The sequence below is a fragment of the Serratia sp. GW822-FHT06D09 genome, assembly GCF_058799515.1.
Window position 1 is genome coordinate 98,388 of sequence record NZ_JBXALO010000009.1, and the last position, 23,109, is coordinate 121,496.

General features: G+C 54.7%; 24 protein-coding genes and 1 tRNA gene. 18 read left to right on the forward strand and 7 right to left on the reverse strand.

Going from position 1 to position 23,109, the window contains the following annotated elements:
* Window positions 1-52: 52 nt before the first annotated feature.
* Window positions 53-1,138, forward strand: coding sequence for a lytic murein transglycosylase B (gene mltB, locus AC1RKG_RS19835; RefSeq protein ID WP_115058383.1), 1,086 nt, complete (start codon window positions 53-55; stop codon window positions 1,136-1,138).
* Window positions 1,139-1,341: 203 nt separating this feature from the next.
* Here the strand turns inward: mltB and AC1RKG_RS19840 are convergent, their stop codons facing one another.
* Window positions 1,342-2,493, reverse strand: coding sequence for a porin (locus tag AC1RKG_RS19840; protein ID WP_020827937.1), 1,152 nt, complete (start codon window positions 2,491-2,493; stop codon window positions 1,342-1,344).
* 419 nt (window positions 2,494-2,912) lie between these two features.
* On the opposite strand from AC1RKG_RS19840, the gene AC1RKG_RS19845 reads away from it, so the two are divergent.
* The 3 genes from AC1RKG_RS19845 (at window position 2,913) to AC1RKG_RS19855 (ending at window position 4,524) form a co-directional block, all read left to right on the forward strand.
* Window positions 2,913-3,203 carry a hypothetical protein gene (locus AC1RKG_RS19845; RefSeq protein WP_020827936.1) on the forward strand — a complete coding sequence of 97 codons (291 nt, stop codon included), beginning with the start codon at window positions 2,913-2,915 and terminating at the stop codon, window positions 3,201-3,203.
* Between the two features lie 94 nt (window positions 3,204-3,297).
* Entirely contained in the window at window positions 3,298-4,221 is a 924-nt protein-coding gene (locus AC1RKG_RS19850; protein WP_493183625.1) for a DMT family transporter, read from the forward strand.
* A 3-nt stretch (window positions 4,222-4,224) separates the two neighbouring features.
* Complete coding sequence (locus AC1RKG_RS19855; RefSeq protein ID WP_020827934.1) at window positions 4,225-4,524, forward strand: hypothetical protein; 300 nt, start codon at window positions 4,225-4,227, stop codon at window positions 4,522-4,524.
* A 28-nt stretch (window positions 4,525-4,552) separates the two neighbouring features.
* Here AC1RKG_RS19855 and dsdC read toward each other — a convergent pair whose 3' ends face one another.
* The 4 genes from dsdC to AC1RKG_RS19875 all read right to left on the reverse strand — a co-directional run bounded on the left by dsdC (window position 4,553) and on the right by AC1RKG_RS19875 (window position 7,604).
* Window positions 4,553-5,482: a DNA-binding transcriptional regulator DsdC gene (gene dsdC / locus AC1RKG_RS19860; protein WP_308530500.1), complete on the reverse strand. Its 930-nt coding sequence runs from the start codon at window positions 5,480-5,482 to the stop codon at window positions 4,553-4,555.
* 247 nt (window positions 5,483-5,729) lie between these two features.
* Complete coding sequence (locus AC1RKG_RS19865) at window positions 5,730-6,269, reverse strand: DUF2058 domain-containing protein (protein WP_020827932.1); 540 nt, start codon at window positions 6,267-6,269, stop codon at window positions 5,730-5,732.
* A 201-nt stretch (window positions 6,270-6,470) separates the two neighbouring features.
* Window positions 6,471-6,545: transfer RNA gene (locus AC1RKG_RS19870), tRNA-Arg, on the reverse strand.
* A 129-nt stretch (window positions 6,546-6,674) separates the two neighbouring features.
* Window positions 6,675-7,604 carry a formate/nitrite transporter family protein gene (locus tag AC1RKG_RS19875; RefSeq protein WP_493183626.1) on the reverse strand — a complete coding sequence of 310 codons (930 nt, stop codon included), beginning with the start codon at window positions 7,602-7,604 and terminating at the stop codon, window positions 6,675-6,677.
* Window positions 7,605-7,861: 257 nt separating this feature from the next.
* On the opposite strand from AC1RKG_RS19875, the gene ccmA reads away from it, so the two are divergent.
* The 10 genes from ccmA (at window position 7,862) to mlaA (ending at window position 15,723) form a co-directional block, all read left to right on the forward strand.
* A complete protein-coding gene (ccmA, locus tag AC1RKG_RS19880) occupies window positions 7,862-8,494 on the forward strand; it encodes a cytochrome c biogenesis heme-transporting ATPase CcmA (RefSeq protein ID WP_020827926.1) in 633 nt (210 codons plus the stop codon).
* Window positions 8,494-9,153, forward strand: coding sequence for a heme exporter protein CcmB (ccmB, locus tag AC1RKG_RS19885; protein WP_044552718.1), 660 nt, complete (start codon window positions 8,494-8,496; stop codon window positions 9,151-9,153). The genes ccmA and ccmB overlap by 1 nt, the downstream gene beginning before the upstream one ends.
* Before the next feature lie 118 nt (window positions 9,154-9,271).
* The gene (locus AC1RKG_RS19890; protein ID WP_129940934.1) at window positions 9,272-10,009 is read left to right on the forward strand and encodes a heme ABC transporter permease; all 738 of its coding nucleotides are present in this window, start codon (window positions 9,272-9,274) and stop codon (window positions 10,007-10,009) included.
* A complete protein-coding gene (ccmD, locus tag AC1RKG_RS19895; protein WP_020827923.1) occupies window positions 10,006-10,242 on the forward strand; it encodes a heme exporter protein CcmD in 237 nt (78 codons plus the stop codon). Before AC1RKG_RS19890 ends, ccmD begins: the two co-directional genes overlap by 4 nt.
* Entirely contained in the window at window positions 10,239-10,733 is a 495-nt protein-coding gene (ccmE, locus tag AC1RKG_RS19900; protein WP_012146100.1) for a cytochrome c maturation protein CcmE, read from the forward strand. Before ccmD ends, ccmE begins: the two co-directional genes overlap by 4 nt.
* Window positions 10,730-12,700 carry a heme lyase CcmF/NrfE family subunit gene (locus AC1RKG_RS19905; protein ID WP_020827922.1) on the forward strand — a complete coding sequence of 657 codons (1,971 nt, stop codon included), beginning with the start codon at window positions 10,730-10,732 and terminating at the stop codon, window positions 12,698-12,700. The genes ccmE and AC1RKG_RS19905 overlap by 4 nt, the downstream gene beginning before the upstream one ends.
* Window positions 12,697-13,248 carry a DsbE family thiol:disulfide interchange protein gene (locus AC1RKG_RS19910; protein ID WP_020827921.1) on the forward strand — a complete coding sequence of 184 codons (552 nt, stop codon included), beginning with the start codon at window positions 12,697-12,699 and terminating at the stop codon, window positions 13,246-13,248. The genes AC1RKG_RS19905 and AC1RKG_RS19910 overlap by 4 nt, the downstream gene beginning before the upstream one ends.
* Window positions 13,245-13,718: a cytochrome c-type biogenesis protein gene (locus AC1RKG_RS19915; RefSeq protein WP_020827920.1), complete on the forward strand. Its 474-nt coding sequence runs from the start codon at window positions 13,245-13,247 to the stop codon at window positions 13,716-13,718. Before AC1RKG_RS19910 ends, AC1RKG_RS19915 begins: the two co-directional genes overlap by 4 nt.
* Window positions 13,718-14,929: a c-type cytochrome biogenesis protein CcmI gene (ccmI, locus tag AC1RKG_RS19920; protein ID WP_048762972.1), complete on the forward strand. Its 1,212-nt coding sequence runs from the start codon at window positions 13,718-13,720 to the stop codon at window positions 14,927-14,929. Before AC1RKG_RS19915 ends, ccmI begins: the two co-directional genes overlap by 1 nt.
* Before the next feature lie 35 nt (window positions 14,930-14,964).
* Window positions 14,965-15,723, forward strand: a complete 759-nt coding sequence (gene mlaA, locus AC1RKG_RS19925) for a phospholipid-binding lipoprotein MlaA (protein ID WP_020827918.1) — start codon at window positions 14,965-14,967, stop codon at window positions 15,721-15,723.
* Window positions 15,724-15,839: 116 nt separating this feature from the next.
* Here mlaA and fadL read toward each other — a convergent pair whose 3' ends face one another.
* Complete coding sequence (gene fadL / locus AC1RKG_RS19930) at window positions 15,840-17,180, reverse strand: long-chain fatty acid transporter FadL (protein ID WP_493183627.1); 1,341 nt, start codon at window positions 17,178-17,180, stop codon at window positions 15,840-15,842.
* A gap of 399 nt (window positions 17,181-17,579) precedes the next feature.
* Between fadL and AC1RKG_RS19935 the strand changes: the two genes are divergently transcribed.
* The 4 genes from AC1RKG_RS19935 to sixA all read left to right on the forward strand — a co-directional run bounded on the left by AC1RKG_RS19935 (window position 17,580) and on the right by sixA (window position 22,433).
* Complete coding sequence (locus tag AC1RKG_RS19935) at window positions 17,580-17,876, forward strand: YfcZ/YiiS family protein (RefSeq protein WP_142814749.1); 297 nt, start codon at window positions 17,580-17,582, stop codon at window positions 17,874-17,876.
* Window positions 17,877-18,069: 193 nt separating this feature from the next.
* Window positions 18,070-19,380 (forward strand): acetyl-CoA C-acyltransferase FadI, encoded by a 1,311-nt coding sequence (gene fadI, locus AC1RKG_RS19940; protein WP_044552712.1) that lies wholly within the window; start codon window positions 18,070-18,072, stop codon window positions 19,378-19,380.
* Window positions 19,380-21,545 (forward strand): fatty acid oxidation complex subunit alpha FadJ, encoded by a 2,166-nt coding sequence (fadJ, locus tag AC1RKG_RS19945; RefSeq protein ID WP_493183628.1) that lies wholly within the window; start codon window positions 19,380-19,382, stop codon window positions 21,543-21,545. The genes fadI and fadJ overlap by 1 nt, the downstream gene beginning before the upstream one ends.
* 405 nt (window positions 21,546-21,950) lie before the next feature.
* The gene (sixA, locus tag AC1RKG_RS19950; protein WP_493183629.1) at window positions 21,951-22,433 is read left to right on the forward strand and encodes a phosphohistidine phosphatase SixA; all 483 of its coding nucleotides are present in this window, start codon (window positions 21,951-21,953) and stop codon (window positions 22,431-22,433) included.
* A 66-nt stretch (window positions 22,434-22,499) separates the two neighbouring features.
* Here sixA and smrB read toward each other — a convergent pair whose 3' ends face one another.
* Window positions 22,500-23,030, reverse strand: coding sequence for an endonuclease SmrB (gene smrB / locus AC1RKG_RS19955; protein ID WP_187961723.1), 531 nt, complete (start codon window positions 23,028-23,030; stop codon window positions 22,500-22,502).
* Window positions 23,031-23,109 lie beyond the last annotated feature (79 nt).

The window sequence follows — 23,109 nt, forward strand, 5'->3', positions numbered from 1 at the left end:
ATGGATTAACATAACCCACACTTATCACTGGCCTGGCTTATATGGATATCCGATGCGTCATTTAGTTGTTCTTCTCCCTCTGCTTACCTTACTCACTGCCTGTAGCAGCGGGCCGAAGTCGACCCCGGCCGTGCCTCAGGACAACGCCGTAAAAGGAGGATTCCTGTTGACGCCGGCGCATTCCGGTCAGCCGTTGGGCGGCGATTTCGCCAATAACCCGAACACCGCCCGCTTTATCGATAAAATGGTGCGGGAGCACGGTTTCGATCGCCAGCAACTGCATGACGTATTGGCGCAGGCCCGTCGGCTGGATTCCGTGCTGCGGCTGATGGATCGTCAGGCGCCGACGCCAAGCACCCAGGGACCGACCGGGCCAAACGGCTCCTGGTTGCGTTATCGTAATAAATTCATCACCCCGGACAACGTGCAAAACGGCGTGCAGTTCTGGAATCAGTACCAGGACGCGTTGCAGCGTGCCTATCAGGTTTACGGCGTGCCGCCGGAGATCATTGTCGGCATTATCGGCGTTGAAACCCGTTGGGGCCGCGTGATGGGTAAAACCCGCATTATCGATGCGCTGGCGACGCTGGCCTTCGACTATCCGCGTCGCGCCGACTACTTTGCCGGCGAGCTGGAAACCTTCTTGCTGATGTCGCGCACAGAAGGGGATGACCCGCTGGAGCTGCGAGGTTCATTCGCCGGGGCAATGGGTTACGGTCAGTTTATGCCGTCTTCATTCAAGAGCTATGCGGTTGACTTCAACGGTGACGGCCACATCAACCTGTGGGATCCGGTGGATGCCATCGGCAGCGTTGCCAACTACTTTAAAGCACACGGTTGGGCCAAGGGTGAACCCGTGGCAGTACAGGCAAATGGCCAGGCGCCAGGATTGGAAAATGGGTTTAAAACCCGCTATTCCGTCGCCAGTCTGGCGGAGGCCGGGTTGAGCCCACAGGGATCGCTGGGCGACAATCAGGAAGCCAGCCTGCTGCGTCTGGATGTTGGCACCGGTTATCAGTATTGGTACGGTCTGCCAAACTTCTACACCATCACTCGCTACAACCACAGCACCCATTATGCGATGGCGGTTTGGCAGTTGGGTGAAGCGGTGGGCCGGTCGGCACGCGGCGGATTCTGATACCGGATCAGCAATGAAAAAGGCCGCATAAGCGGCCTTAGTTAGATGACAAACACCCGAAAAGCGTGGTTTTCGGGTGTTTGGGGAAACCCTGAAGACCGAATCCTTTGTTTCTATGAGCGCACAAAACATAACGTTTAAGTGCAGAGGATTTTGTCAGCAGTCAGAGGCCGCATAAGCGGCCTTTTTTACATCGGTGATAATCAGAAATCGTAGCGCAAACGCACCAGAGTCATGTCGCCGAGGTTATCGGTGCTGGACGTCAGTACGTGTTCCACGTCCACACGGAAACCGTAATCAAATTGTACCGTCACGCCAAGACCGTTATCGATACGCTGATAGTTGCGGCCGGTTACGTACTCAAGACGGTCACCCATAAAGTACGGCATCACGGATTTCACCGCATATTGGCCTACCGGCACAGTATACCCCGCCAGATATTCAATCCCCCAGGCATCGCCAGCGAAGTAGTCGTTAACGTTGGCTTTTTTGGTGGTCAGGAAGTTGTTGTACCAACCACCGCCAAAGGTCAGGGTCCAGTTGTCCGGCTTCCAGCTGATCGCCGTACCGACAATATTCTGATCGTAATTTTTCGAGCCGCTGGTGGAAGGATTGCGCATCTCGGCGCGGGTATAGTTCCACGCGGTACCCCAGGTCAGATCCGGTGTCAGATGGTAGTCCACGCCCAGTGAGCCGCCGCCCTGGCGTTTATAGCGCAGACCGTTGCCCGGCAGGTATTCGCCATCGCTGAACAGGTAAGAGGCATAAACATCCGCATCGCCGAAGCTGTTTTTGTACTTCAGCATCTTGCGTGAACGGTAGGAACCGTCGTAATCGCCGTTGATGCCGTTGCCTGGCGCCTGAGCCAACATGTCATAGTCCCAGATATCGGTTTTGGCACCGACCACGTCATAGTAAATGCTGTTTTGCTGGCCGAAGGTCAGCTGCCCCCAGGTTTTGCTTTTCAGGCCGGTGTAGAGCATACGGCGGCTGGTGTCATTGGCGCCGTCGGCGTAGTGGTTATCCCAGTTGAACAGCGCAGGAATATTGACACCCAGCTCGTAATAGCTGATCCAGCTAATATCGTCGAACAGGTAGTAATCGGCGGCAAAACGGAAGCGGGTGCCGCCGTCGAAACCGTTACGTTTGTAAGAGCCCTTATCGCCATCGCCGGTCATATTGTTGAACTGCGGGCGGATGCTGCCGCCAACGGTAAAGTTAAGACGGCTCAACGGATCGCCGGCCTGTGGGTCCTGCTTCAACAATGTGATCTCAGCCTGGGCAGCGAAAGAAGCACTGCCAACGACCAGTCCCAGAGCAATAGCCTGGGTTAATGTGCGCAATTTGTATGTCATTTTTTATCCCTGTGTATAGATTGCCAACCTCTCCGAAACCCTCTGGCATCAGTGAGTTGCCCAGGCTGTTTTCTGAGCGTTTTCATTGTTTTTTGGCGTGAGTAAAGCGGAACGCATATGTAACACAATGTGCGTCACAATGAGTTACTTTTCTTGCTAATTATTTGGTTTGTTTTTAACCGACTCGATGCTGGGGAGAAGGGAGGTGTGCGAAAAATGCTCAGTTGAAGGGCGTGGGGGAGGTCAATCTTCGGATGAATTCATCTAACACAAAGCTCTATATTTATCACTTGTCAGAGAATGGCATATACCGTGTAATTTCATCGTAACGAAATATATTTAAATGGATTTTACGCCTTGTTATTTAACACGGGTTATTTACAAGTCAGATGAAATTGATAAGGGTTGTGGAGGTTATTATGAAAGGATGTTTCATACTGTTAATCGGGCTTTTTTCAATGCCGTTAATGGCGGCTGAGTCGCATGTTTGTCAGTCAAAATCTTATGATTATGCCAGTGTCGGTGAGATGCGGTTGAGTGATGATACCTTGTTTAACTGTCGCGACATTGGCCGCATGACTATTCCGGATCTTGCTAAACGAGGTTGGAAGGTCATTCATGTGGCACAACAAACTGAATATACCGGGGATACTGACAGCGACAGTGAAGTGATTAAAATGTACCAGGAAATATTGGTCTTTAAAGAATAATTTTTTCGGCTTCCCTCGATTTTATTGTATATCACCTGATTATTCGTGGTGAGGGAGGCGTGCATTTATAACTCAGCGGTTTGCGGGAGGCTAGATGAGTGCCAGAAATAATATAGACGGCAAAGCTGGCGCCGCCATGGTGATGATATGCGCCATATGGGGGCTGCAGCAGGTGGCGATCAAGGCAGCCGAGCCGGATATTTCCGCCGTGCTGCAAATTGCCATCCGATCAGGGATTGCCGCTTTGGCGGTCTATCTCTTGGCGCGTTTTAAAGGCGAGAAGTTTTTATTCGATCCCCGCACGCTGTTAGCCGGTTTCGGTGTTGGGCTGTCGTTCGCGCTGGAGTTCTTTTTCGTTTCTGAAGGTTTGCGCTATACCAGCGCCTCGCACATGGCGGTCTTTCTGTACACGGCCCCCCTTTTCTCTGCCATCGGGCTGCATTTTTTCATCAGGCACGAGCGTTTGTCGGCTGTACAGTGGGCCGGTATTGCCATCGCTTTCGGCGGTGTGGTGCTTGCGATTTCCGCTATGGGCGAGAGCTCTGGGGGCGTGAATCAGCTGCGTGGGGATATTTATGGTTTGTTAGCGGGATTATCCTGGGGCGGCTCTACTATCCTCATTCGAACAACCGGTTTGGCGAATTGCTCGTCAAAACAGACGCTGCTGTTCCAACTGACGGGCGCCTGCATTGTGCTATCCCTGCTGGCGATGACGATGCAGAACGTACATTTCACGCTGAGTTCCGTGGCCTGGAGCAGTTTGGTATTTCAAACGATTATCGTCTCATTTATCAGTTATTTAATTTGGTTCTCTCTGCTGCGTCATTACCAGGCTTCTTCGCTGGGTATCCTGACGTTTATGACGCCTATTTTTGGCATTCTTGCCGGCGTGGTGATCTTGGGAGAACCACTGCAGATCGAGTTCGTCTTGGGTTCAGTGCTGATCGTTTTAGGGCTTATTGTCGTGAGCTGCTCATATTTGTTTTATTTTACCAGAAGGATTGCACCAAAAATATAAACTATGGACGTTGATATTCATACCTATCAGATAAACTGTGAAAGCCAATTCATTATTACCGTACAAGTGTCAAAATATGCCTGGGGTTATCCTTTGATCACCTTAAGCGATAATGGTGATTTCTTTGTGGTGAAAAATACGAAACGGGGGAAATTATCAAACCAAACTCCGGTTGAAATAATAAACTTTGCTAATAACTATGCTGTGGTGTGGGATAACAGCCGCAAGCATATTTATTATTCAAAGGCCGGACGATTGTACAGCTGTGCGCTTGAGTTTTCGTATACTCCGAAAAAATGGTGATCATTTCGATCTTTTCGCCTTTGGCCCCTCAGACCAGAGGGGTTATTTTCATCATCCATTCTTTGAATGCGATAATCTTAGGCCACTGACGCCCAGAGAGCGTCGACATAAAATAGCTGTGTTCGCAGGGCAAGATCATGTCGGTAAACGGGATAATCAGTTCGCCGCTTTTGATCCAGTCCTGCACCAGATTGAGTCGCCCCATCGCCACGCCAAGATGCTGAGTTGCCGCCAACACCGCCAGGTCAGAGCGGTCGAACTCCATGCTTTTGGCGTCGGTATCCAGGCCCAAATCAAAATGCTGTGACCAGATCTGCCACTCGTCTTCACCGGAGTTGTATCTGTCATGCAATAGAGTGCAGTTTGCCAGGTTCCCAGGCGCATTATAAAGGTTATGTGTTTTGGCGTATTTCTCCGTGCAGATTGGAACCATGGACTCCCGCATAAAGATTTCGTCCAGCTGTTTATCCGATGGTGGACGGCCAAAATACATGGCTAAATCCACGCCCCGATTGGCCAAATTGATATTTTCCTGCCCGGTGAGAATGTTTAAATGAATGGTCGGATGCAGAGCAATAAAATCGCCGATGCGGGGTATCAGCAAACACTGGACCAGAGAGGGGTGAGAATAAATGGTCAGGCTGCCCGTCAGCTCGCGGTTTTTGATATCCAGGATTTCCTGTGTCAGGGCATCGAAGGAATGATTTAACGCCCATTGCATTCTCTCGCCATCCGGCGTTAACGTAATTCTGCGGTGGAATCGTTGAAATAAAAGAAACCCCAGCTCTTTTTCCAGCAGGTTAATTCTGTGGCTTACGGCGCTGGGAGTAATAGACAGTTCTTCTGCCGCCAGTGAAAAAGATAAATGACGGGCGACGCATTCAAAAGTATGCAGACGAGAAAATTGATAGCTGGTCAGCGGGTTTGCTCGTCGTGAATATTTTTTGTTGGGAAACATGCTATTACTCCATCCGGATCATTTGCCAATATTAACATTTTAACGGAGGGAACTAAAATACGATTTTAAGTTTTTTAATGCTGTAGGTGTGACCGTTTAATTTGTCAGTTTTAAGCGTGATGAAAATATTTTTTAGCCTGAGGATACTAATCACTGATTTGCAGTAAGTGATCTTTTCGTGGTGCGGCAGGAATACGGATTTTTGATGTTAGGGCAAGAGGGAGAGTCCGTTGCCCTAAAGTTCTGATTACCACATCAAATCATCAGGGACGACAAAATCGGCGTAAGGATCTTCTTCGTCTTTAGCTTCCTGGCTGAGTTCAGCGCTCAGAACAATATAGCTTGCGTCGCGCTGTGCAATTTTATTAGCCACGACCGCAGGGATAATAGCATATTCACCCTCAGGGTTATTATCACTAACCAGCCGTGCAATGGCGAGACGCCCATTAATTAACTGAGATTGAGTCAGTTTATCTACGCGTACATTTTTAATTAAATTGTTGTCTGTGAAGTTATAACTAATGTCACCATTTGAAATGACGATCCTGTTCATTTCAATCAGCTGCTTTACCTGAGCTTTATATTCTTTAGATAAAGCGGCCTGCTTTTGTTGTTCACTCAGCTGTTTATCGCGCTCTATTTGCGCCTTTTTGTTGATTTCAACGGCTTCTCTTGCCTCGCGAGCCTGAACGCGCGATTTTTTCGTAGTTCTTTGCACTTTCTCCAGCTTTTTACTGCTTACTAATCCCGCTTTGAGCATCTGCTCTTGTAATGTCAGCTTTGTCATGTTCGTTTCTAAAATCGATCAAATAGTATCTGAGATTATACCTTTAATATTCGACGTTGTGCCAGATTGTGGGCGAGAGGATGCATCATTCTGATAAAACGGGGTTTATTGACCAAATTTGAAGTTCGATAAATCACTCAGGATTGGAGGGGGCGTACGTTGTGGGTTAGTGGGTGCGGCAGAGGCGAGTATATAAATTTATGGTGTCCCCGACTGGAATCGAACCAGTAACTAGCCCTTAGGAGGGGCTTGTTATATCCGTTTAACTACGGGGACGCTGCGGGCCGGCAACCTAGGCTGCCGGGGCAGTATACCTTTTTTTACCCGCAGAATAAGCGCTTAGCGGTGCGTTTGCTCATTCCCTCGCCAATATGCGGTGATTTTCGCGCGCTGCGCTGATCGCGATCACGGTTTTCTCGCCTTGCCGGTTTGTTTTTCCGCCGCCAGCCGCTCTGCCTTGTTTTTGTCGCTCATGTCGTTGCGGATCTGCGCATGGCTGATCAACGCAAAGATAAAGGTGCCGCCAATAATGTTGCCGGCCAGCGTTGGAATAGCGAATGGGTAGATAAAATCTTGCCAGGGGATGACGCCACTAAACACCAGATAAAGGATCTCTACCGATCCCACCACGATGTGGGTCAGATCGCAGATCGCCACCAGGTAGGTCATCAGTACAATCACCCAAATCTTGGCGGCCCCGGCGGAAGGGAACATCCACACCATGGTGGCGATGATCCAGCCCGCCAGAATGCCGTTGGCGAACATTTCAGACGGCGAGTTTTTCATTACTTCTTCCGACAGGCTAACGAAGGCGCTGCGGGTGTTCTCGTCGAAAATCGGCATGTGGATAAACGCCAGCGACGCCAGCCCGGTCCCCACCAGGTTCCCCAGCAGCACCACGCCCCACAGGCGAAACAGAAGCAAGAGGTTTCTCGACGTCGGTTTTTGCATGATCGGCAGTACCGCGGTGACGGTATTTTCGGTAAACAGCTGTTGGCGGGCCATGATCACGATGATAAAGCCAAAGGTGTAGCCGATATTTTCGATAAAGAAGCGGCTGGGATCGTCCGGCAGGCGGGCGTGGAAGATGCCTTTCGCCATCAGGGAAGCCCCCATCGACAGCCCGGCGGCCACCGCTGACCACAGCAGTGCCAGCCAGTCGCGCTCCAGCTCTTTTTCGCCTTCCATGCGGATCAGCTCATGCACCGCCGCTGCACGCGAGGGCAGGTTCTCTTCCTTTACCTCAATTTCGCTCTTGCCCTGTTCATGCTCTTTGCTCTCTACTTGCAGGCTATTTTCCTGCTCTGCATCCGGGCGCTGCTGCTGATTGCTCATTATCCGTTATCTCCATCAAAGACTGTCAGGGTCATGATCATGATTAAGCGTAGTTGGCTCAGGGACGCTGTGAAAGCGATGTGGCAAATTGCAGAAAAAAGTAACAAGAGTTTAACGTTGCCGGGTTTTTCTACGCATTTTTGATCTGGGGCGCAATATTACCCCTATTGGAGTAGTTGAGTGACCGGCTGCGGGCTACGAGCCACAGATGGCTTATGCTATGATCGCTATCCCAAAGAAAAATATGAGTTCTCCCGATGCTGGAAGCTAAAAATCTGAGTTGCGTCCGTGATGAACGCACCCTGTTTAGCGCGTTAAGCTTTACGGTAAAACCGGGCGACATTATTCAGGTAGAAGGGCCGAACGGCGCGGGAAAAACCAGCCTGCTGCGCATTCTGGCGGGCCTGGCAAGACCGGAAAGCGGAGAAGTCTGCTGGCACGGGCAAAATACGTTGCGTCATCGCGAACGTTATTATCAGGATTTGTTATTCCTCGGCCATCAGCCGGGGATTAAAACCATGTTGACGCCCTTTGAGAACCTGCAGTTTTACCAGGCGGTGCGCGGTGCGCCCGATCGTCAGGCCATTTGGCAGGCGCTGGAGCAGGTCGGTCTGGTGGGTTATGAGGATTTACCGGTGGCGCAGCTTTCCGCCGGTCAACAGCGGCGTGTGGCGTTGGCGCGGTTGTGGCTCAGCAGTAGTCCGCTGTGGATCCTGGATGAGCCGCTGACGGCGATAGACAAGCAGGGTGTGGCTGAATTAATAAGCCTTTTTGAGCAACATGCTCAGCAGGGCGGCATGGTATTGTTGACCACGCATCAGGATTTGGCCGGCGCAACGCAGGCGGTAGGGAAAATAAGCCTGACGGAAAACCGCGTGGAGACTCTTTAATGTTTTTGACTGTATTGCGCCGTGAGCTGAAGATTGCCTTTCGCAAAGGGTCGGAAATCGTTAATCCGTTGTGGTTTTTCCTGATCGTTATCACGCTGTTTCCGTTAGGGATTGGGCCAGAACCGCAACTGCTGGCGCGTATATCGCCGGGGATTATCTGGGTGGCGGCGCTGCTGGCGGCCCTGCTGTCGCTGGAGCGTTTGTTTCGCGATGATTTCCTCGACGGCTCGCTGGAACAACTGTTGTTATTGCCAACGCCGCTGCCGATGACGGTGTTAGGCAAAGTGTGTGCTCACTGGGTAGTAACAGGCTTACCCCTGTTGATCCTGTCGCCTCTGGTGGCGCTGCTGCTGTCATTGGACACTCACACCTGGCTGGCGGTGGCGTTTACGCTGTTGCTGGGTACGCCGACGCTGAGCCTGATTGGCGCTATCGGCGTGGCGCTGACCGTCGGGTTGCGCAAGGGGGGCGTGCTGCTGAGCCTGCTGGTGCTGCCGCTGTATATCCCGGTGCTGATATTTTCCACCGCCGCCATCGACGCCGCCTCTATGGGCATGCCGATAGACGGTTACCTGGCGATACTGGGCGCGATGCTGGCGGGAAGCATAACGCTGGCGCCTTTCGCCACCGCAGCGGCGCTGCGAGTGAGCGTGCACTAGCTAACTTATTGAAACGCGGGTTAACGCCACCAAGAGCGTGTTCCACCGCACAAGCAATTTTCGTCGCCCCGGTAAACGGGGCGGCCACCGTATAAATTTACCGTGAGCAATGACGACAATGTGGAAATGGTTACATCAGTTTGCCCAGCCTGAACGGCTGTATCACGTCTGTGGCCGCTTTATCCCCTGGCTGGGACTGGCCGGAGCGGCTTGCCTGTTGCTGGGCTGGGTCTGGGGATTCGGTTTCGCACCCAAGGATTACCAGCAGGGCGATAGCTTCCGCATCATGTATATCCATGTGCCGGCGGCGATGTGGTCGATGGGGATCTATGGCTCAATGGCGATAGCGGCGTTTATCGGCCTGGTGTGGCAGATGAAAATGTCCGATACCGTGGTGGCGGCGATGGCACCGGTCGGCGCGGTGTTTACCTTTATTGCGCTGGTCACCGGCTCCGCCTGGGGCAAGCCGATGTGGGGCACCTGGTGGGTGTGGGACGCCCGCCTGACGTCTGAACTGGTGTTGCTGTTTCTTTATATTGGCATTATTGCGCTGTACAACGCCTTTGAGGACCGCCGCCTGGCGGGCCGCGCCGCCGGCATTCTGGTGCTGGTCGGGGTGGTGAACATCCCGATCATTCACTTCTCGGTCGAATGGTGGAACACGCTGCATCAGGGTTCCACCAATATGCAACAGAGCATCGCGCCAAGCATGCGCACCCCGCTGCGTTGGGCAATACTCGGTTACCTGCTGTTTTTCATCACTCTCACCTTGCTGCGCTTGCGCAATCTGATTTTGTCTCAGGAACGCCAGCGCCCTTGGGTGGCAGGGCTGGTTAACAAGGAGCGTCAACCATGAATGCAGCCTTTACTTCCTGGCAGGCGTTTTTCGCCATGGGCGGCTATGCCTTCTACGTTTGGTTGGCGGTAGCCGTAACCCTGCTCTCGTTGCTGGGGCTGGTGGCCCACACTTTCTGGCAGCGCCGGCAATTGCTGGATGAGATTGGACGCCGTCAGGCACGCGAACGACGTATTCGTCATTCGCAGCAGTCGAAACAAAAAACCGCTAACCCGCGGGAGAAATCATTGTGAATCCTCGTCGTAAAAGTCGCCTGTATTTGGCGATCGTAGTGCTGATCGGCGTTGCGCTGACCGCGACCCTGATGCTGTATGCGCTACGCTCCAACATCGATCTGTTTTATACCCCAAGCGAAATTCTGCAGGGCAAGGGCGAAAATCATGAGAAACCGGAGGTGGGCCAGCGCCTGCGCATCGGTGGCATGGTGATGCCGGGTTCGGTAAAGCGCGATCAGAAAACGCTGCAGGTCAGTTTCAAAGTTTATGATGCACGCGGTGCAATCGACGTCACTTACACCGGCATTCTGCCGGATCTGTTCCGTGAGGGGCAGGGCGTGGTGGCACAGGGCGTGCTGGGCGAAGGCAACGTGGTGAATGCGCGTGAAGTGCTGGCGAAACACGATGAAAAATACACGCCGCCGGAAGTGGCCGACGCGATGAAAGAAAACCATAAGGGGCCAGCTTCGGCCTACGCCACCCCGCAGAACGAGGGCGCTAAATCATGATGCCGGAAACGGGAAGTTTTCTGCTATGCCTGGCGCTGGCGATTTCGCTGCTGCTGAGTATTTACCCGCAGTGGGGCGCGGCGCGTCAGGACCGTCGCATGATGGCGGTGGCGCGCCCACTGACCTACGGCATGTTTGCCGCTATCGCCCTGGCGTTCATCTGCCTGGTGCACGCCTTTGTCGTTAATGACTTTACCGTGGCCTATGTGGCCGCCAACTCCAATACTCAACTGCCGGTGTATTACCGCATCGCTGCCACCTGGGGCGCCCACGAGGGATCGCTGCTGCTGTGGGTGCTGTTGCTGAGCTGCTGGTCGCTGGCGGTGGCGCTGTGCAGCCGTTCGATGCCGCAAGATGCCGTGGCGCGCGTATTGTCGGTGATGGGCATGATCACGGCAGGTTTCCTGCTGTTTATCATCATGACCTCCAACCCCTTCACCCGTACGCTGCCGAACTTCCCGATCGACGGTAGCGACCTTAACCCGCTGCTGCAGGATATCGGCCTGATTTTCCATCCGCCGCTGCTGTATATGGGGTATGTCGGTTTCTCGGTGGCCTTTGCTTTCGCCATCGCTTCACTGATGGCCGGTCGCCTGGACACGGCCTGGGCACGCTGGTCGCGCCCTTGGACCACGGCCGCCTGGGTGTTCCTCACCATGGGCATCGTGCTGGGCTCCGCCTGGGCCTATTATGAACTGGGCTGGGGCGGCTGGTGGTTCTGGGATCCGGTCGAGAACGCTTCATTTATGCCGTGGCTGGCCGGTACCGCGCTGATGCACTCGTTGGCGGTGACCGAAAAACGCGGCACTTTCAAAGCCTGGACGGTATTGCTGGCGATTACCGCCTTCTCATTGTGTCTGCTGGGCACTTTCCTGGTGCGCTCCGGGGTGCTGGTTTCGGTGCACTCCTTTGCTTCCGACCCGGCACGCGGCATGTTTATCCTCGCTTATCTGGTGATCGTGATAGGCGGTTCTCTGCTGCTGTATGCGGTCAAGGGCGGGCAAGTGCGCAGCCGGGTGCAGCACGAAACCTTCTCGCGTGAAACCTTCTTGCTGGGCAATAACGTACTGCTGATCGCCGCCATGCTGGTGGTGCTGTTGGGGACGCTGCTGCCGCTGGTGCATAAGCAGTTGGGCCTGGGCAGCATTTCTATCGGCGAACCGTTCTTCAACACCATGTTCACCTGGCTGATGGCGCCGATGGCGTTGCTGATGGGGATTGGCCCGTTGGTGCGCTGGCGCCGCGACGAGCCGACCAAGCTGTGGCGCCGCCTGAGCGTGGCGCTGGTGATTACGCTGGTGCTGTCGATCCTGCTGCCGTGGCTGTTGCAAGACAGCATCGCCGGCATGACGGTGGTGGGGCTGATCATGGCCGTTTGGGTGATAATCCTGACGCTGATGGAACTGCACGAACGTGCAACGCATCGCCACGGTTTCTGGCGTGGGCTGAGCCATCTTTCCCGCAGCCACTGGGGGATGGTGCTGGGTCACCTTGGCGTGGCGGTAACGGTAATCGGCATTGCCTTCAGCCAAAACTACAGTGTGGAACGTGATGTCCGCATGAAAGCCGGCGACAGCGTGGATATCCATAACTATCACTTTGTGTTCCGTGACGTGCACGATATTCGTGGGCCGAACTACAGCGGCGGCGTCGGCATTATCGATGTCACGCGCAACGGCAAACCGGAAGCGACGTTGCACGCGGAAAAACGCTATTACAGCGTGGCGCGCAGCATGATGACCGAAGCGGCGATTGACGGCGGCTTCAGCCGCGACCTGTACGCCGCGCTGGGCGAAGAGCTGGACGACGGCTCTTGGGCAGTGCGGTTGTACTACAAACCATTCGTACGCTGGATCTGGTTCGGCGGGGTGTTTATGGCGCTGGGCGGTATCCTGTGCATTCTCGACCCGCGCTATCGGATGAGCAAAAAACTCAAGCGTGAAGGCAAGCTGGAGGAGCAGGCATGAACCGTAAGCTGCTGTTTATCCCATTAATCCTGTTCCTGCTGCTGGTGGCGGCGTTTATGGTGCAGCTGACGCGCAACGCCGGTGGCGAAGACCCGACCATGCTGGAATCGGCGTTGATCGGCAAGCCGGTGCCGGCTTTCAAACTGGAATCCCTCGACCAGCCTGGCAAAACTTACGACCAGGCGGTGCTGCGCAATGGCAAACCCATGCTGCTGAACGTCTGGGCGACCTGGTGCCCAACGTGCCGCGCCGAACATCAATACCTCAATACGCTGGCCGCGCGCGGCATTCGCGTGGTGGGGCTGAACTATAAAGACGATCGCGGCAAAGCGGTGACCTGGCTGAACTCGCTGGGCAACCCGTACGCGCTCAGCCTGTACGACGGCGACGGCATGCTGGGGCTGGATTTGGGCGTGTACGGCGCACCGGAAACCTTCCTGATCGACGGGCAGGGCATTATCCGCTACCGCCACGCCGGAGACATGAACGAGCGCGTTTGGCAGCAGGAAGTGCTGCCGCTGTACAAAAAATATGGGGGTGAGGCATGAGGCTGCTGACCCTGATATTTGCCGCGTTACTGAGTTGGAGCGCCGCGGCGGCTATCGACACTTATCGGTTCAATTCGGTCGAGCAGGAACAGCAATACCGGGAGCTGACCGAACAGCTGCGCTGCCCGAAATGCCAGAACAACAGCATCGCCGACTCTAACGCCATCATAGCGGCCGATATGCGTACCAAGGTGTACGAGTTGATGATGCAGGGGCAGAACAAGCAGCAGATTATCGACTATATGGTGGCGCGCTACGGTAATTTCGTCACCTACGAACCGCCGGTGACCCCGGCGACGCTGATCCTGTGGGTAGGCCCGTTGCTGTTTGTGTTGATCGGCGGTGCGGTAGTGATACTGCGCACTCGCCACCGTCGTACCGGTGCCGTTAACGCTAACGATGAATTCTCCGAGCAGGAGCAACAGCGTCTGGCGGCGCTGCTGAAAGAGACTGACAGGAAGAAACCCTAATGGCTTTTTGGCTGATTATTATTGTCCTGCTGGTGGGCGCTGCGGCGTTGCTGGTGGTACCGGCGATGCGCCACAGCGGTAAAAGCACCGCTGCGAGCCGCGATACGCTGAACAAGGCGTTTTATCAGGATCGTCTGCATGAGCTGGAGCAGGACGAACAGCAGGGCGTGGTTGCTGAGCGCCCTGAACTGGTGAAAGAGCTGCAGCAAAACCTGCTCAATGACATCCCCGGCCAGCAGGATACGCAGGAGAAACCCATTAACCGCTGGGCATTGGTGCCTGGGGTTGCCTTGCTGGTGGTGGTCACCCTTGGCTTTTATCTGAAAACCGGTGGGTTGGCACAGGTATTGGACTGGCAACAGGTCGAGGCGCAAATGCCGGATCTGCGCGCGCGCGTCGCTAATGAGCGCGCCCAACCGTTGAGCATGGAAGAGATTGCTCGCCTCGGGCTGGGGCTGCGTACCGCGCTGCAGCAGGACGATCGCAATATCAACGACTGGATGATGCTGGGTCGCGTGGGGATGGCGCTGAATAACGCCACCACCGCCACCCAGGCATTTGCTCATGCTTATCAACTTGATCCGAATAGTCTGGAAGTCCGCCTCGGCTATGCGGAAGTCTTGACGCGCTCTAACGATCCGGAGGATAACAAGCAGGCCACTCAGATGCTGCGCAAGATGATCGCCGAAGATCACACCAATATGCGCGTGCTGAGCCTGTTGGCGTTCAACGCCTTCGAACAGGGGGATTTCAAGCAGGCGATTGGCGCCTGGCAGGTTATGCTGAAGCTGTTGCCAGCCAATGATCAACGCGCCGAAGTGATAAAGCGCAGCATTGAACAAGCAAAAACACAGGCGGGCGAAGAAACTGTTAAACTTGGCATTAACGTGACGTTATCGCCACAGGCGACGAACGCTTTGCCACAGCAGGGGACGCTGGTAATTTCAGTGACCGATGGCACCAATCCAGTGCCGGTTGCGGTAAAACAACTGCCCTTAAGCCGTTTCCCGCTGTCATTTTCTCTGGATGACAGCAACGCCATGATGCCTGAACGCCTGCTTTCGGCTCAGCATCAGGTCAAGGTGCGGGTGCGAATTTCTCAGGATGGTCTGGCCACGCCACAGGCGGGTGATTGGTTCGGCGAGAGTGCGCTGCAGAATTTCAGCGGTAAAGAGCAGATTGACGTTCAGATAAACAAACAGGTCCCTTAAATAAAAAGACCGAACGTGTTTTTATGGAGAAAAATATGAACTTTCGCCTGACTGGGCTGGCTTTCACAACGGTGTTATTGGTGGGCTGTGCCAGCGCGCCACAAGATGAACCACAAGGGCGATCCGATCCTCTGGAAGGATTTAACCGGACGATGTTCAACTTCAACTATAACGTCCTGGATCCGTATGTACTTCGCCCGGTGGCCGTGGCCTGGCGCAACTACCTGCCCATGCCGGCGCGTAATGGGATAAGCAACTTTACGTCTAACCTGGAAGAACCGGCCAGCATGGTCAACTCCTTCCTGAAAGGCGACCCCTATAAGGGGATGATCCACTTTAACCGTTTCTTCCTCAACACCCTTCTGGGGATGGGCGGTCTGATCGACGTGGCCGGGATGGCTAACCCGAAACTGGCTCGCGAAGAGCCTAACCGTTTCGGCAGCACCCTGGGGCATTATGGCGTCGGCTACGGTCCTTATGTGATGTTGCCGGGCTACGGCAGTTTCACCCTGCGTGAAGAGGGCGGTGACTGGGCGGATACGGTCTATCCGGTGCTGAGCTACCTGACCTTCTGGATGTCGGCGGGCAAATGGGTGGTTGAAGGGATTGAAACCCGTGCCGAGCTGTTGGATTCCGACGGCCTGCTGCGCAACTCTTCCGATCCGTACCTGATGGTGCGCGAAGCCTACTTCCAGCGTAACGACTTCCTGGCGAACGGCGGCTCGCTGAAACCTGAGATCAACCCGAACGCTCAGGCGATCCAGGGCGATCTGGACGAGATCGACTCGCAGTAATCTCGCTCGGTGAAGGAAAAGAACCCGCTTTGATGGCGGGTTTTTTTATGCTTTGAGATCGGCGGGCAAAAAAAAGCGCCCTAAGAAGGGCGCTCCTGACTTCGTCATCGAAAAGATTAGAAGCGGTAGTTGAAGTTGGCGCCGTACAGCCAGGCCTTGCCCACGGATTCGAAGGTATATGGACCTTCTTTGATGGTGACTTTCTGGCCGTGCATGTAGGAAACACCGACGTCAACAGAGGCGTCTTTGTTGAATGCGTAGCTGGTACCTGCGCTCAACCAGAAGCGGTCCTGATCCGGGATAGAGATAGAACGGTTCTGGGCCGGCACCGGGCTGTCATCGAAGGCGATACCGGTACGGAAGGTCCAGTTATCGTCGTAGAAGTAGGTAGTACCCAGTGCGATGCGGTAAGCGTCTTTAAAGCCTTCGTGCTTCTCAAACAGGGTTTGACCGTTGTTGCCGGTAGCTTTTAGCTCCTGGAACTGGCTCCAGCTGGTGTAAGCCAGGCTGTAGTGGATAGCCCACTGCGGTGCAACCTTGTTGTAACCCGAGATTTCCCACATTTCCGGCAGGTTCAGATCCAGAGAGCCTGGGATGGTGCTGCCGTTGGTGCCATAAGGCAAGCCGGCAGGAACGAGCAGTGGGTTATAAGCCGACGGTAGGCTGCTTTTGTAGTCGCCGTCAAATTTGACTTTCACTTCGGAACGGTAAGTGAAGCCGTAACGGTTATTTTCGTCCACTTCGTACAGAATACCGGCGTTCCAGCCAAAGCCCCATTCGTCACCTTTCAGGTGCGAAATCTGGGTATCTGCCGGGATGCCGCCGATTTGCTGTGCCTGCTGCGGCGTAAGCTTTCCACTCTGCATACCCTGTGCTGCGAGCAGCTTCGGCAATTCACCGGCATAACGCTCAAGCTTGGCTTTGGCATAAACCGCGTCAAAGCCCAGGCCGAAGCTGAATTGTTGGTTCAGACGGTAGGCACCGCTCAGGTTCAGGTTGACGGTGGTCAGGTCAGTTTTACCGCCGTAAGCCCCGGCGGTATAACCGTCGTTGAATTCTGTCGCCAGGCCGTAGTTGCTGGTGACCGAGCCGCCTATGGCAAACTGATCGTTAATCGGTTGAACATAATGCAGGTTTGGCACCCAGGCGGTAGGGGCGATGTTCTTGGAGTCGAGGCTGGCACCGGAAGGTGACTTGCCGGAGATATCTACATCCGGATCGATAAACACCGCACCTAGGGAGAGTTCCGGGCGGGTATACATCATCAGCAGGGCCGGGTTGCGGCTGGCGGAAGCTGCAGTATCCGCCATGGCGCCCTCGCCAGAATACGAACGTCCTAAACCAGCTGATGAAAACTCATTCAGCTGGAATCCTGCGGCAGACACGTTTGAAGAAATAATTGCCACTGCAGCTGCGAGAGCTGATTTAGTAAATAGGTTTTTCTGGCTCATGACCAAAACCTCATTATGTGTTTATTATTTAAACTATGTTACTCAAAGTAACAAGGAGCGCGGGATTGTAGGGTCCGTTATCATTCAGACAAATCAGACCAGTGGCTGAATTATAGGTCCGACCTGTGAAAATGTTGCAACAATGTTTTTGAGATATTTCCAAATTGATATCAAAAAGGAGATCTGCATAACAAAAAACCAGCGATGCATAACAATATTCTTACCATTCCTTAGCAGACGTCGATTTTCATTTGTGATTTCCATCACTTAAAACACCTATAAAAAGTAAGTGCTAGTGATCGGTTTCATCGCAGAGTAAAATAAACGCAGAATCTTGTGTCTTTGCGCCAGTAGCTAAATGGCAATTTGGACTCGCGTAACGGCGGTCCCTGAGGAGAATGAATCATGTCCAATCCAATTAATAAATGTAGTGCCCAGGAAACTGCCGCCTGTTGCTGTGTTGATGTCGGTACCGTGATGGACAATACCGATTGCACCGCCTCCTACAGCCAGGTGTTTACCAATCAGCAGGATGCAGAAAAAATGTTGGCCACGCTGACCGAAAAAGCCCGCGGTGTGGAATCCGACCCGTGCGACATCAGCAGTAGCATTAAACCGGTTGACGGTGGCGTGGAACTGGTGGCTGATTTCACCTTCGCCTGCCAGGCAGAAACCCTGATTTTTCAACTCGGCCTGCGTTAATCACGGCTTTAAAACGGTGCGGGGTCATCCCGCGCCGCTCGCTTCCTCCTCAATCCCCCTCTAGAAAGTTGCTCCTGCTCTCAGTTTTCACTTCTGCCGGTTTGCCAAATGTAAACATTTGGTTAACAATGACCCCATCAGGTCAGACCTCTTCTTGACCGTTGCGCTGGCGTTATTTTCTTCAGGAGCGTTTATGAGTAAGGCACTGCCGTTGGTGACCCGTCACGGTGACCGTATTGCGATTGTAAATGGACTGCGGACCCCCTTTGCCAAACAGGCGACCGCTTATCACGGCATTCCAGCGGTGGATCTGGGGAAAACGGCGGTAAGTGAACTGTTAGCCCGCAGCGGTATCGATCCGGCGCTGATTGAACAACTGGTGTTCGGCCAGGTGGTGCAAATGCCTGAGGCGCCGAATATTGCGCGTGAAATCGTGCTCGGTACCGGCATGAGCGTGCATACCGATGCTTATAGCGTGTCGCGTGCCTGCGCTACCAGCTTCCAGGCGATTGCCAACGTGGCGGAAAGCATCATGGCAGGCAGCATCAGTATCGGCATCGCCGGTGGTGCTGACTCTTCTTCCGTTCTGCCTATCGGCGTCAGTAAAGCGTTGGCGCGCACGCTGGTGGACGTCAACAAAGCCCGTACCCTGTCGCAGCGTCTCAAGCTGTTTAGCCGACTGAAGTTCCGTGACCTGATGCCGGTGCCGCCGGCAGTGGCGGAATATTCCACCGGGCTGCGCATGGGCGATACCGCAGAGCAAATGGCGAAAAGCCACGGCATCACCCGGGAAGAGCAGGATGCGCTGGCGCACCGCTCTCACCAACTGGCAGCCAAAGCCTGGGAGCAGGGGCTGCTGCGCGACGAGGTGATGACGGCCTATGTGCCGCCATACCGTACGCAAATCACCGAAGACAACAACGTTCGCAAAGATTCCAGCCTGGCGTCCTACGCAAAGCTGAAACCGGCATTCGATCGCAAGCACGGCAGCGTTACCGCAGCCAACAGTACGCCGTTGACCGACGGCGCGGCAGCGGTGCTGATGATGAGTGAGTCGCGAGCGAAAGAGTTGGGGTTGCAACCGCTGGGTTATCTGCGCAGCTTTGCCTTCTCCGCCATCGATGTGTGGGAAGATATGCTGCTCGGGCCGTCTTACGCTACGCCGCTGGCGCTGGATCGCGCCGGCATCGGCCTGGCCGACCTGACCCTCATTGACATGCATGAAGCTTTTGCTGCCCAGACCCTGGCGAACCTGAAAATGTTTGCCAGCGACGAATTTGCTCAGAAAAAGCTGGGCCGCAGCCGGGCGATTGGCGAAGTGGACATGGAAAAATTCAACGTATTGGGTGGCTCAATTGCTTATGGTCACCCATTTGCCGCTACCGGCGCGCGCATGATCACCCAAACGTTGCACGAGCTGAAGCGTCGTGGCGGCGGACTGGGGCTGACGACCGCCTGCGCAGCCGGAGGGTTAGGGGCCGCAATGATCGTAGAGGTGGAATAATGAGCTTTGAAAACGCATTGCATGAACAGCGGGCCAAACCCTCGGCCTTTCAACTGACCCTTCGTCCGGACAACATTGGTGTGATCACCATCGATGTTCCGGGGGAGAAGGTAAACACCCTGAAGGCCGAGTTTGTCGAGCAGGTCAACGACGTACTGATCCGCGCGCAGCAGCATCCGGCGCTGGAAGGGCTGGTGATTATCTCCGGCAAGCCGGATTCGTTTATTGCCGGGGCGGATATCAGCATGATTGCCGCCTGTACCACTGCCAAAGAGGCCGAAGCGCTGGCGAAAAAAGGCCAAAGTACGCTGGCACAGATTGCCGCATTCCAGGTCCCTGTGGTGGCGGCTATTCACGGCGCCTGCTTAGGCGGTGGGCTGGAGCTGGCGTTGGCGTGCCACAGTCGCGTTTGTTCTCTGGATGACAAAACCGCACTCGGCCTGCCGGAAGTGCAGCTAGGTTTGCTGCCGGGTTCCGGTGGCACCCAGCGTTTGCCGCGGTTGATTGGTGCCAGCAAGGCGTTGGACATGATCCTGACCGGCAAACACATTCGGGCGCGTCAGGCGTTGCGCATGGGGTTGGTGGACGATGCCGTGCCCCAGTCAATTTTATTGCAGGCTGCCGTCGAACGGGTCAAGCAAGGCTGGCAGAGCCGGCGCGAATTGCCGTGGCAGGAGCGTTTGCTCAACGGCCCGCTAGGTAAAAGCCTGCTGTTCAGCATTGTGCGCAAGAAAACGCTGGAGAAAACGCACGGCAATTATCCTGCCGCAGAACGCATTATTCAGGTGGTGCGCACCGGTCTGGATCACGGCAGCGCCAGCGGTTATGAAGCCGAGGCGCGGGCGTTTGGCGAATTGGCCATGACCCCGCAGTCCGCCGCGTTGCGCAGCCTGTTCTTTGCCTCTACCTCCTTGAAAAAAGAACGCGGTGGCAATGCACAACCTCATGAACTGCACCGAATCGGCATTTTGGGTGGCGGCCTGATGGGCGGCGGTATCGCCTGTGTGACCGCCACGCGGGGTGGTTTGCCAGTGCGGATTAAAGACGTTAACGAAACGGGCATTAACCACGCGTTAAAATACAGTTGGGACGTGCTCGGCAAGCGGGTACGCAGTAAACGCATGCGCCCGGCGGAACGGCAAAAACAGATGATGCTGATCTCCGGTTCGACCGATTACACCGGTTTTGAACGGGTGGACGTGGTGATTGAGGCGGTGTTCGAAGACCTGGCGCTGAAGCAGCAGATGGTGGCCGAGATAGAACAGCACGCGGCGCCGCACACCATCTTTGCCTCCAATACCTCATCGCTGCCGATTGGCCAGATTGCCGCCAAGGCGCAGCGCCCTGAGCAGGTGATCGGCCTGCATTATTTCAGCCCGGTGGATAAAATGCCGTTGGTTGAGGTGATCCCGCACGCTACCACCAGCGAAGAAACCATTGCCACCACCGTGGCGCTGGCGCACAAGCAGGGCAAGACGGCGATCGTGGTGGCCGACCGCGCCGGTTTCTACGTTAACCGTATTCTGGCTCCTTATATAAATGAAGCGACTCGTTGCCTGCTGGAAGGCGAACCGATTGAAGCGCTGGACAAGGCGCTGGTGGATTTCGGTTTCCCGGTTGGGCCGATAACTCTGCTGGATGAAGTGGGCATCGACATCGGTACCAAGATTGTCCCGGTGCTGGTAGAGCAGTTAGGGCCGCGCTTTGCCGCTCCAGCCGCCTTCGAGGCGGTGTTGAAAGACGGACGCAAAGGGCGCAAAAACGGCCGTGGTTTTTATCTCTACCCCAGTGAAGGCCAGCAGCGTCAGCGGAGCAAGCGCGCCGATACCTCGGTCTATCTTTTGCTGGGCATCACGCCGAAGTCGCATTTACAACCGACCGTCATCGCTCAGCGTTGCGTAATGATGATGCTCAATGAAGCCGCACGTTGTCTGGATGAAGGCGTGATCCGCAGCGCGCGCGACGGCGATATCGGCGCGGTGTTCGGCATTGGTTTTCCTCCATTCCTCGGCGGGCCTTTCCGCTATATGGATCAGTTGGGGGCCGATAAGGTGGTTAAAACGCTGGAGTACCTGCAGCGGCAGCACGGTGAATATTTTGCGCCTTGCGAACGCCTGCAGCGCATGGCTCAGCAGGGTGAACGCTTCTATCCGCAGGGGACCTGAGCGGCGCGGCGACGTGATTTGTACTAGAGTAGGATCAAGGTTGCATGTGATCACTATCACTCCTTGCAATACCGGTATTCCCTGACCCTATACAGGGAGATAGGGACGAGGTAACGTAGCCTGATGGCGGTGAAAGGCTGGCCGCCATCAATAAAATTCATGATGAGAAGGTTAAAATTTAACCTGTTGAATTGGTTGTTATGTGAGCGCTGAATTCCCGTTAAGGCGCCATTGATGTAAAAAACAGCATTTTCTTTACGTGAACTTTCAGGCAAAATGCCCGGCCGCCATAAAGAGACGGCGCGTTATCGTTTCAAAGCGTTTGCTTTGGGGTTGTAAAACTCGGCGATACAGCACGCTCGGCGTTTCTGTATAGCGTTATTTTGTCAACAACAGCGGTGCAATATGCAAGTTTTGATTATGCGTCACGGAGAGGCGGCACTTGATGCGGCCAGCGATTCGGTAAGACCTCTTACTGTTTGTGGCCGTGATGAGTCACGTCAGATGGCGGCCTGGTTAAATACCAAGTCTGTGGATATTGAACGCGTGCTGGTCAGCCCGTACCTGCGGGCAGAGCAGACGCTGGCTACGGTTCGCGAAGCCTTGACCTTGCCGGCAAGCGAAGAAGTGCTGCCTGAGCTGACGCCGGGCGGAGATGCCAGCCTGGTCGGCAGCTACCTGCAGGCGCTGGCGCAGCAGGGGATTCACGCGGTGCTGATCGTCTCCCACTTACCGCTGGTGGGTTACCTGGTGGCGGAACTCTGTCCGGGCGAATGCCCGCCGATGTTCGCGACCTCGGCAATTGCCAATGTCGATTTGGCCGCCGACGGCAGCTACGGTAAATTTGAGTGGCAGGTGAGTCCATCGCAGGTGATGGCTAAAGTATAAGGCACCCCAGGGCGGGGCCAAAACGAAAGGGCGATGTCAAACATCGCCCTTTGTCATTTCTGCCGTTCACTCAGCCAGTTCGACCAGCAGTAAAATCGCCGCGCTGCCGCCCCATTCTTTGGGCGCCTGGTGAAACACCAGCACGTCTGGGTGCTGCGCCAACCATAGCGGCGTCTGCTGTTTGAGAATGTGCTTGCCGTGACCGTGCATCACGCAGGCGCAGTGCACGTGTTCGCGCTTGCAGGCGGCGATCAGCGCCCCCAGCTCTTGCTTGGCTTGCATCTGGGTCAGGCCATGAAGATCGAGAAACAGCTCCGGTGAATAATCGCCGCGACGCAGCTTTTTCAGTTCAAAGGCACTGTAACCGGGGCGCACATAGCGCGTCGGGCCTTCCTCTTCCAACTGTGGCTGGTATTCATCCGAGAAATAATAACTGGCGTCTACCTGTTCCTGCAGCAGGCGCTGTGGAGCAACTTTTTTGGTGACAGGCTTGGGTTTACGGTGGACGATGGTGTCCTGACGCAGCTTTTTTGCGTCTACTACCGACTCTCTGAAGAGCTGCAATTCATCTTTGCTCAGAGGGTGCTTGTTCTTCATTTGGAATTCACCGGAAATCATTTATCGCGATAGTTTACCTTGTCGCGGGTCTCTGTCGACGCAAAATTCACGCCAGAAT

What these genes read in the sequence shown, in the direction of transcription:
- smrB (WP_187961723.1), bottom strand. Translation starts at nt 23,030, where the DNA reads ATGAAGAACAAGCACCCTCTGAGCAAAGATGAATTGCAGCTCTTCAGA.
- mlaA (WP_020827918.1), top strand. Translation starts at nt 14,965, where the DNA reads ATGAACTTTCGCCTGACTGGGCTGGCTTTCACAACGGTGTTATTGGTG.
- ccmD (WP_020827923.1), top strand. Translation starts at nt 10,006, where the DNA reads ATGAATGCAGCCTTTACTTCCTGGCAGGCGTTTTTCGCCATGGGCGGC.
- AC1RKG_RS19935 (WP_142814749.1), top strand. Translation starts at nt 17,580, where the DNA reads ATGTCCAATCCAATTAATAAATGTAGTGCCCAGGAAACTGCCGCCTGT.
- sixA (WP_493183629.1), top strand. Translation starts at nt 21,951, where the DNA reads ATGCAAGTTTTGATTATGCGTCACGGAGAGGCGGCACTTGATGCGGCC.
- mltB (WP_115058383.1), top strand. Translation starts at nt 53, where the DNA reads ATGCGTCATTTAGTTGTTCTTCTCCCTCTGCTTACCTTACTCACTGCC.
- AC1RKG_RS19910 (WP_020827921.1), top strand. Translation starts at nt 12,697, where the DNA reads ATGAACCGTAAGCTGCTGTTTATCCCATTAATCCTGTTCCTGCTGCTG.
- AC1RKG_RS19865 (WP_020827932.1), bottom strand. Translation starts at nt 6,269, where the DNA reads ATGACAAAGCTGACATTACAAGAGCAGATGCTCAAAGCGGGATTAGTA.
- AC1RKG_RS19840 (WP_020827937.1), bottom strand. Translation starts at nt 2,493, where the DNA reads ATGACATACAAATTGCGCACATTAACCCAGGCTATTGCTCTGGGACTG.
- AC1RKG_RS19845 (WP_020827936.1), top strand. Translation starts at nt 2,913, where the DNA reads ATGAAAGGATGTTTCATACTGTTAATCGGGCTTTTTTCAATGCCGTTA.
- dsdC (WP_308530500.1), bottom strand. Translation starts at nt 5,482, where the DNA reads ATGTTTCCCAACAAAAAATATTCACGACGAGCAAACCCGCTGACCAGC.
- AC1RKG_RS19915 (WP_020827920.1), top strand. Translation starts at nt 13,245, where the DNA reads ATGAGGCTGCTGACCCTGATATTTGCCGCGTTACTGAGTTGGAGCGCC.
- AC1RKG_RS19905 (WP_020827922.1), top strand. Translation starts at nt 10,730, where the DNA reads ATGATGCCGGAAACGGGAAGTTTTCTGCTATGCCTGGCGCTGGCGATT.
- AC1RKG_RS19855 (WP_020827934.1), top strand. Translation starts at nt 4,225, where the DNA reads ATGGACGTTGATATTCATACCTATCAGATAAACTGTGAAAGCCAATTC.
- fadJ (WP_493183628.1), top strand. Translation starts at nt 19,380, where the DNA reads ATGAGCTTTGAAAACGCATTGCATGAACAGCGGGCCAAACCCTCGGCC.
- AC1RKG_RS19875 (WP_493183626.1), bottom strand. Translation starts at nt 7,604, where the DNA reads ATGAGCAATCAGCAGCAGCGCCCGGATGCAGAGCAGGAAAATAGCCTG.
- AC1RKG_RS19890 (WP_129940934.1), top strand. Translation starts at nt 9,272, where the DNA reads ATGTGGAAATGGTTACATCAGTTTGCCCAGCCTGAACGGCTGTATCAC.
- ccmI (WP_048762972.1), top strand. Translation starts at nt 13,718, where the DNA reads ATGGCTTTTTGGCTGATTATTATTGTCCTGCTGGTGGGCGCTGCGGCG.
- AC1RKG_RS19850 (WP_493183625.1), top strand. Translation starts at nt 3,298, where the DNA reads ATGAGTGCCAGAAATAATATAGACGGCAAAGCTGGCGCCGCCATGGTG.
- ccmA (WP_020827926.1), top strand. Translation starts at nt 7,862, where the DNA reads ATGCTGGAAGCTAAAAATCTGAGTTGCGTCCGTGATGAACGCACCCTG.
- ccmB (WP_044552718.1), top strand. Translation starts at nt 8,494, where the DNA reads ATGTTTTTGACTGTATTGCGCCGTGAGCTGAAGATTGCCTTTCGCAAA.
- fadI (WP_044552712.1), top strand. Translation starts at nt 18,070, where the DNA reads ATGAGTAAGGCACTGCCGTTGGTGACCCGTCACGGTGACCGTATTGCG.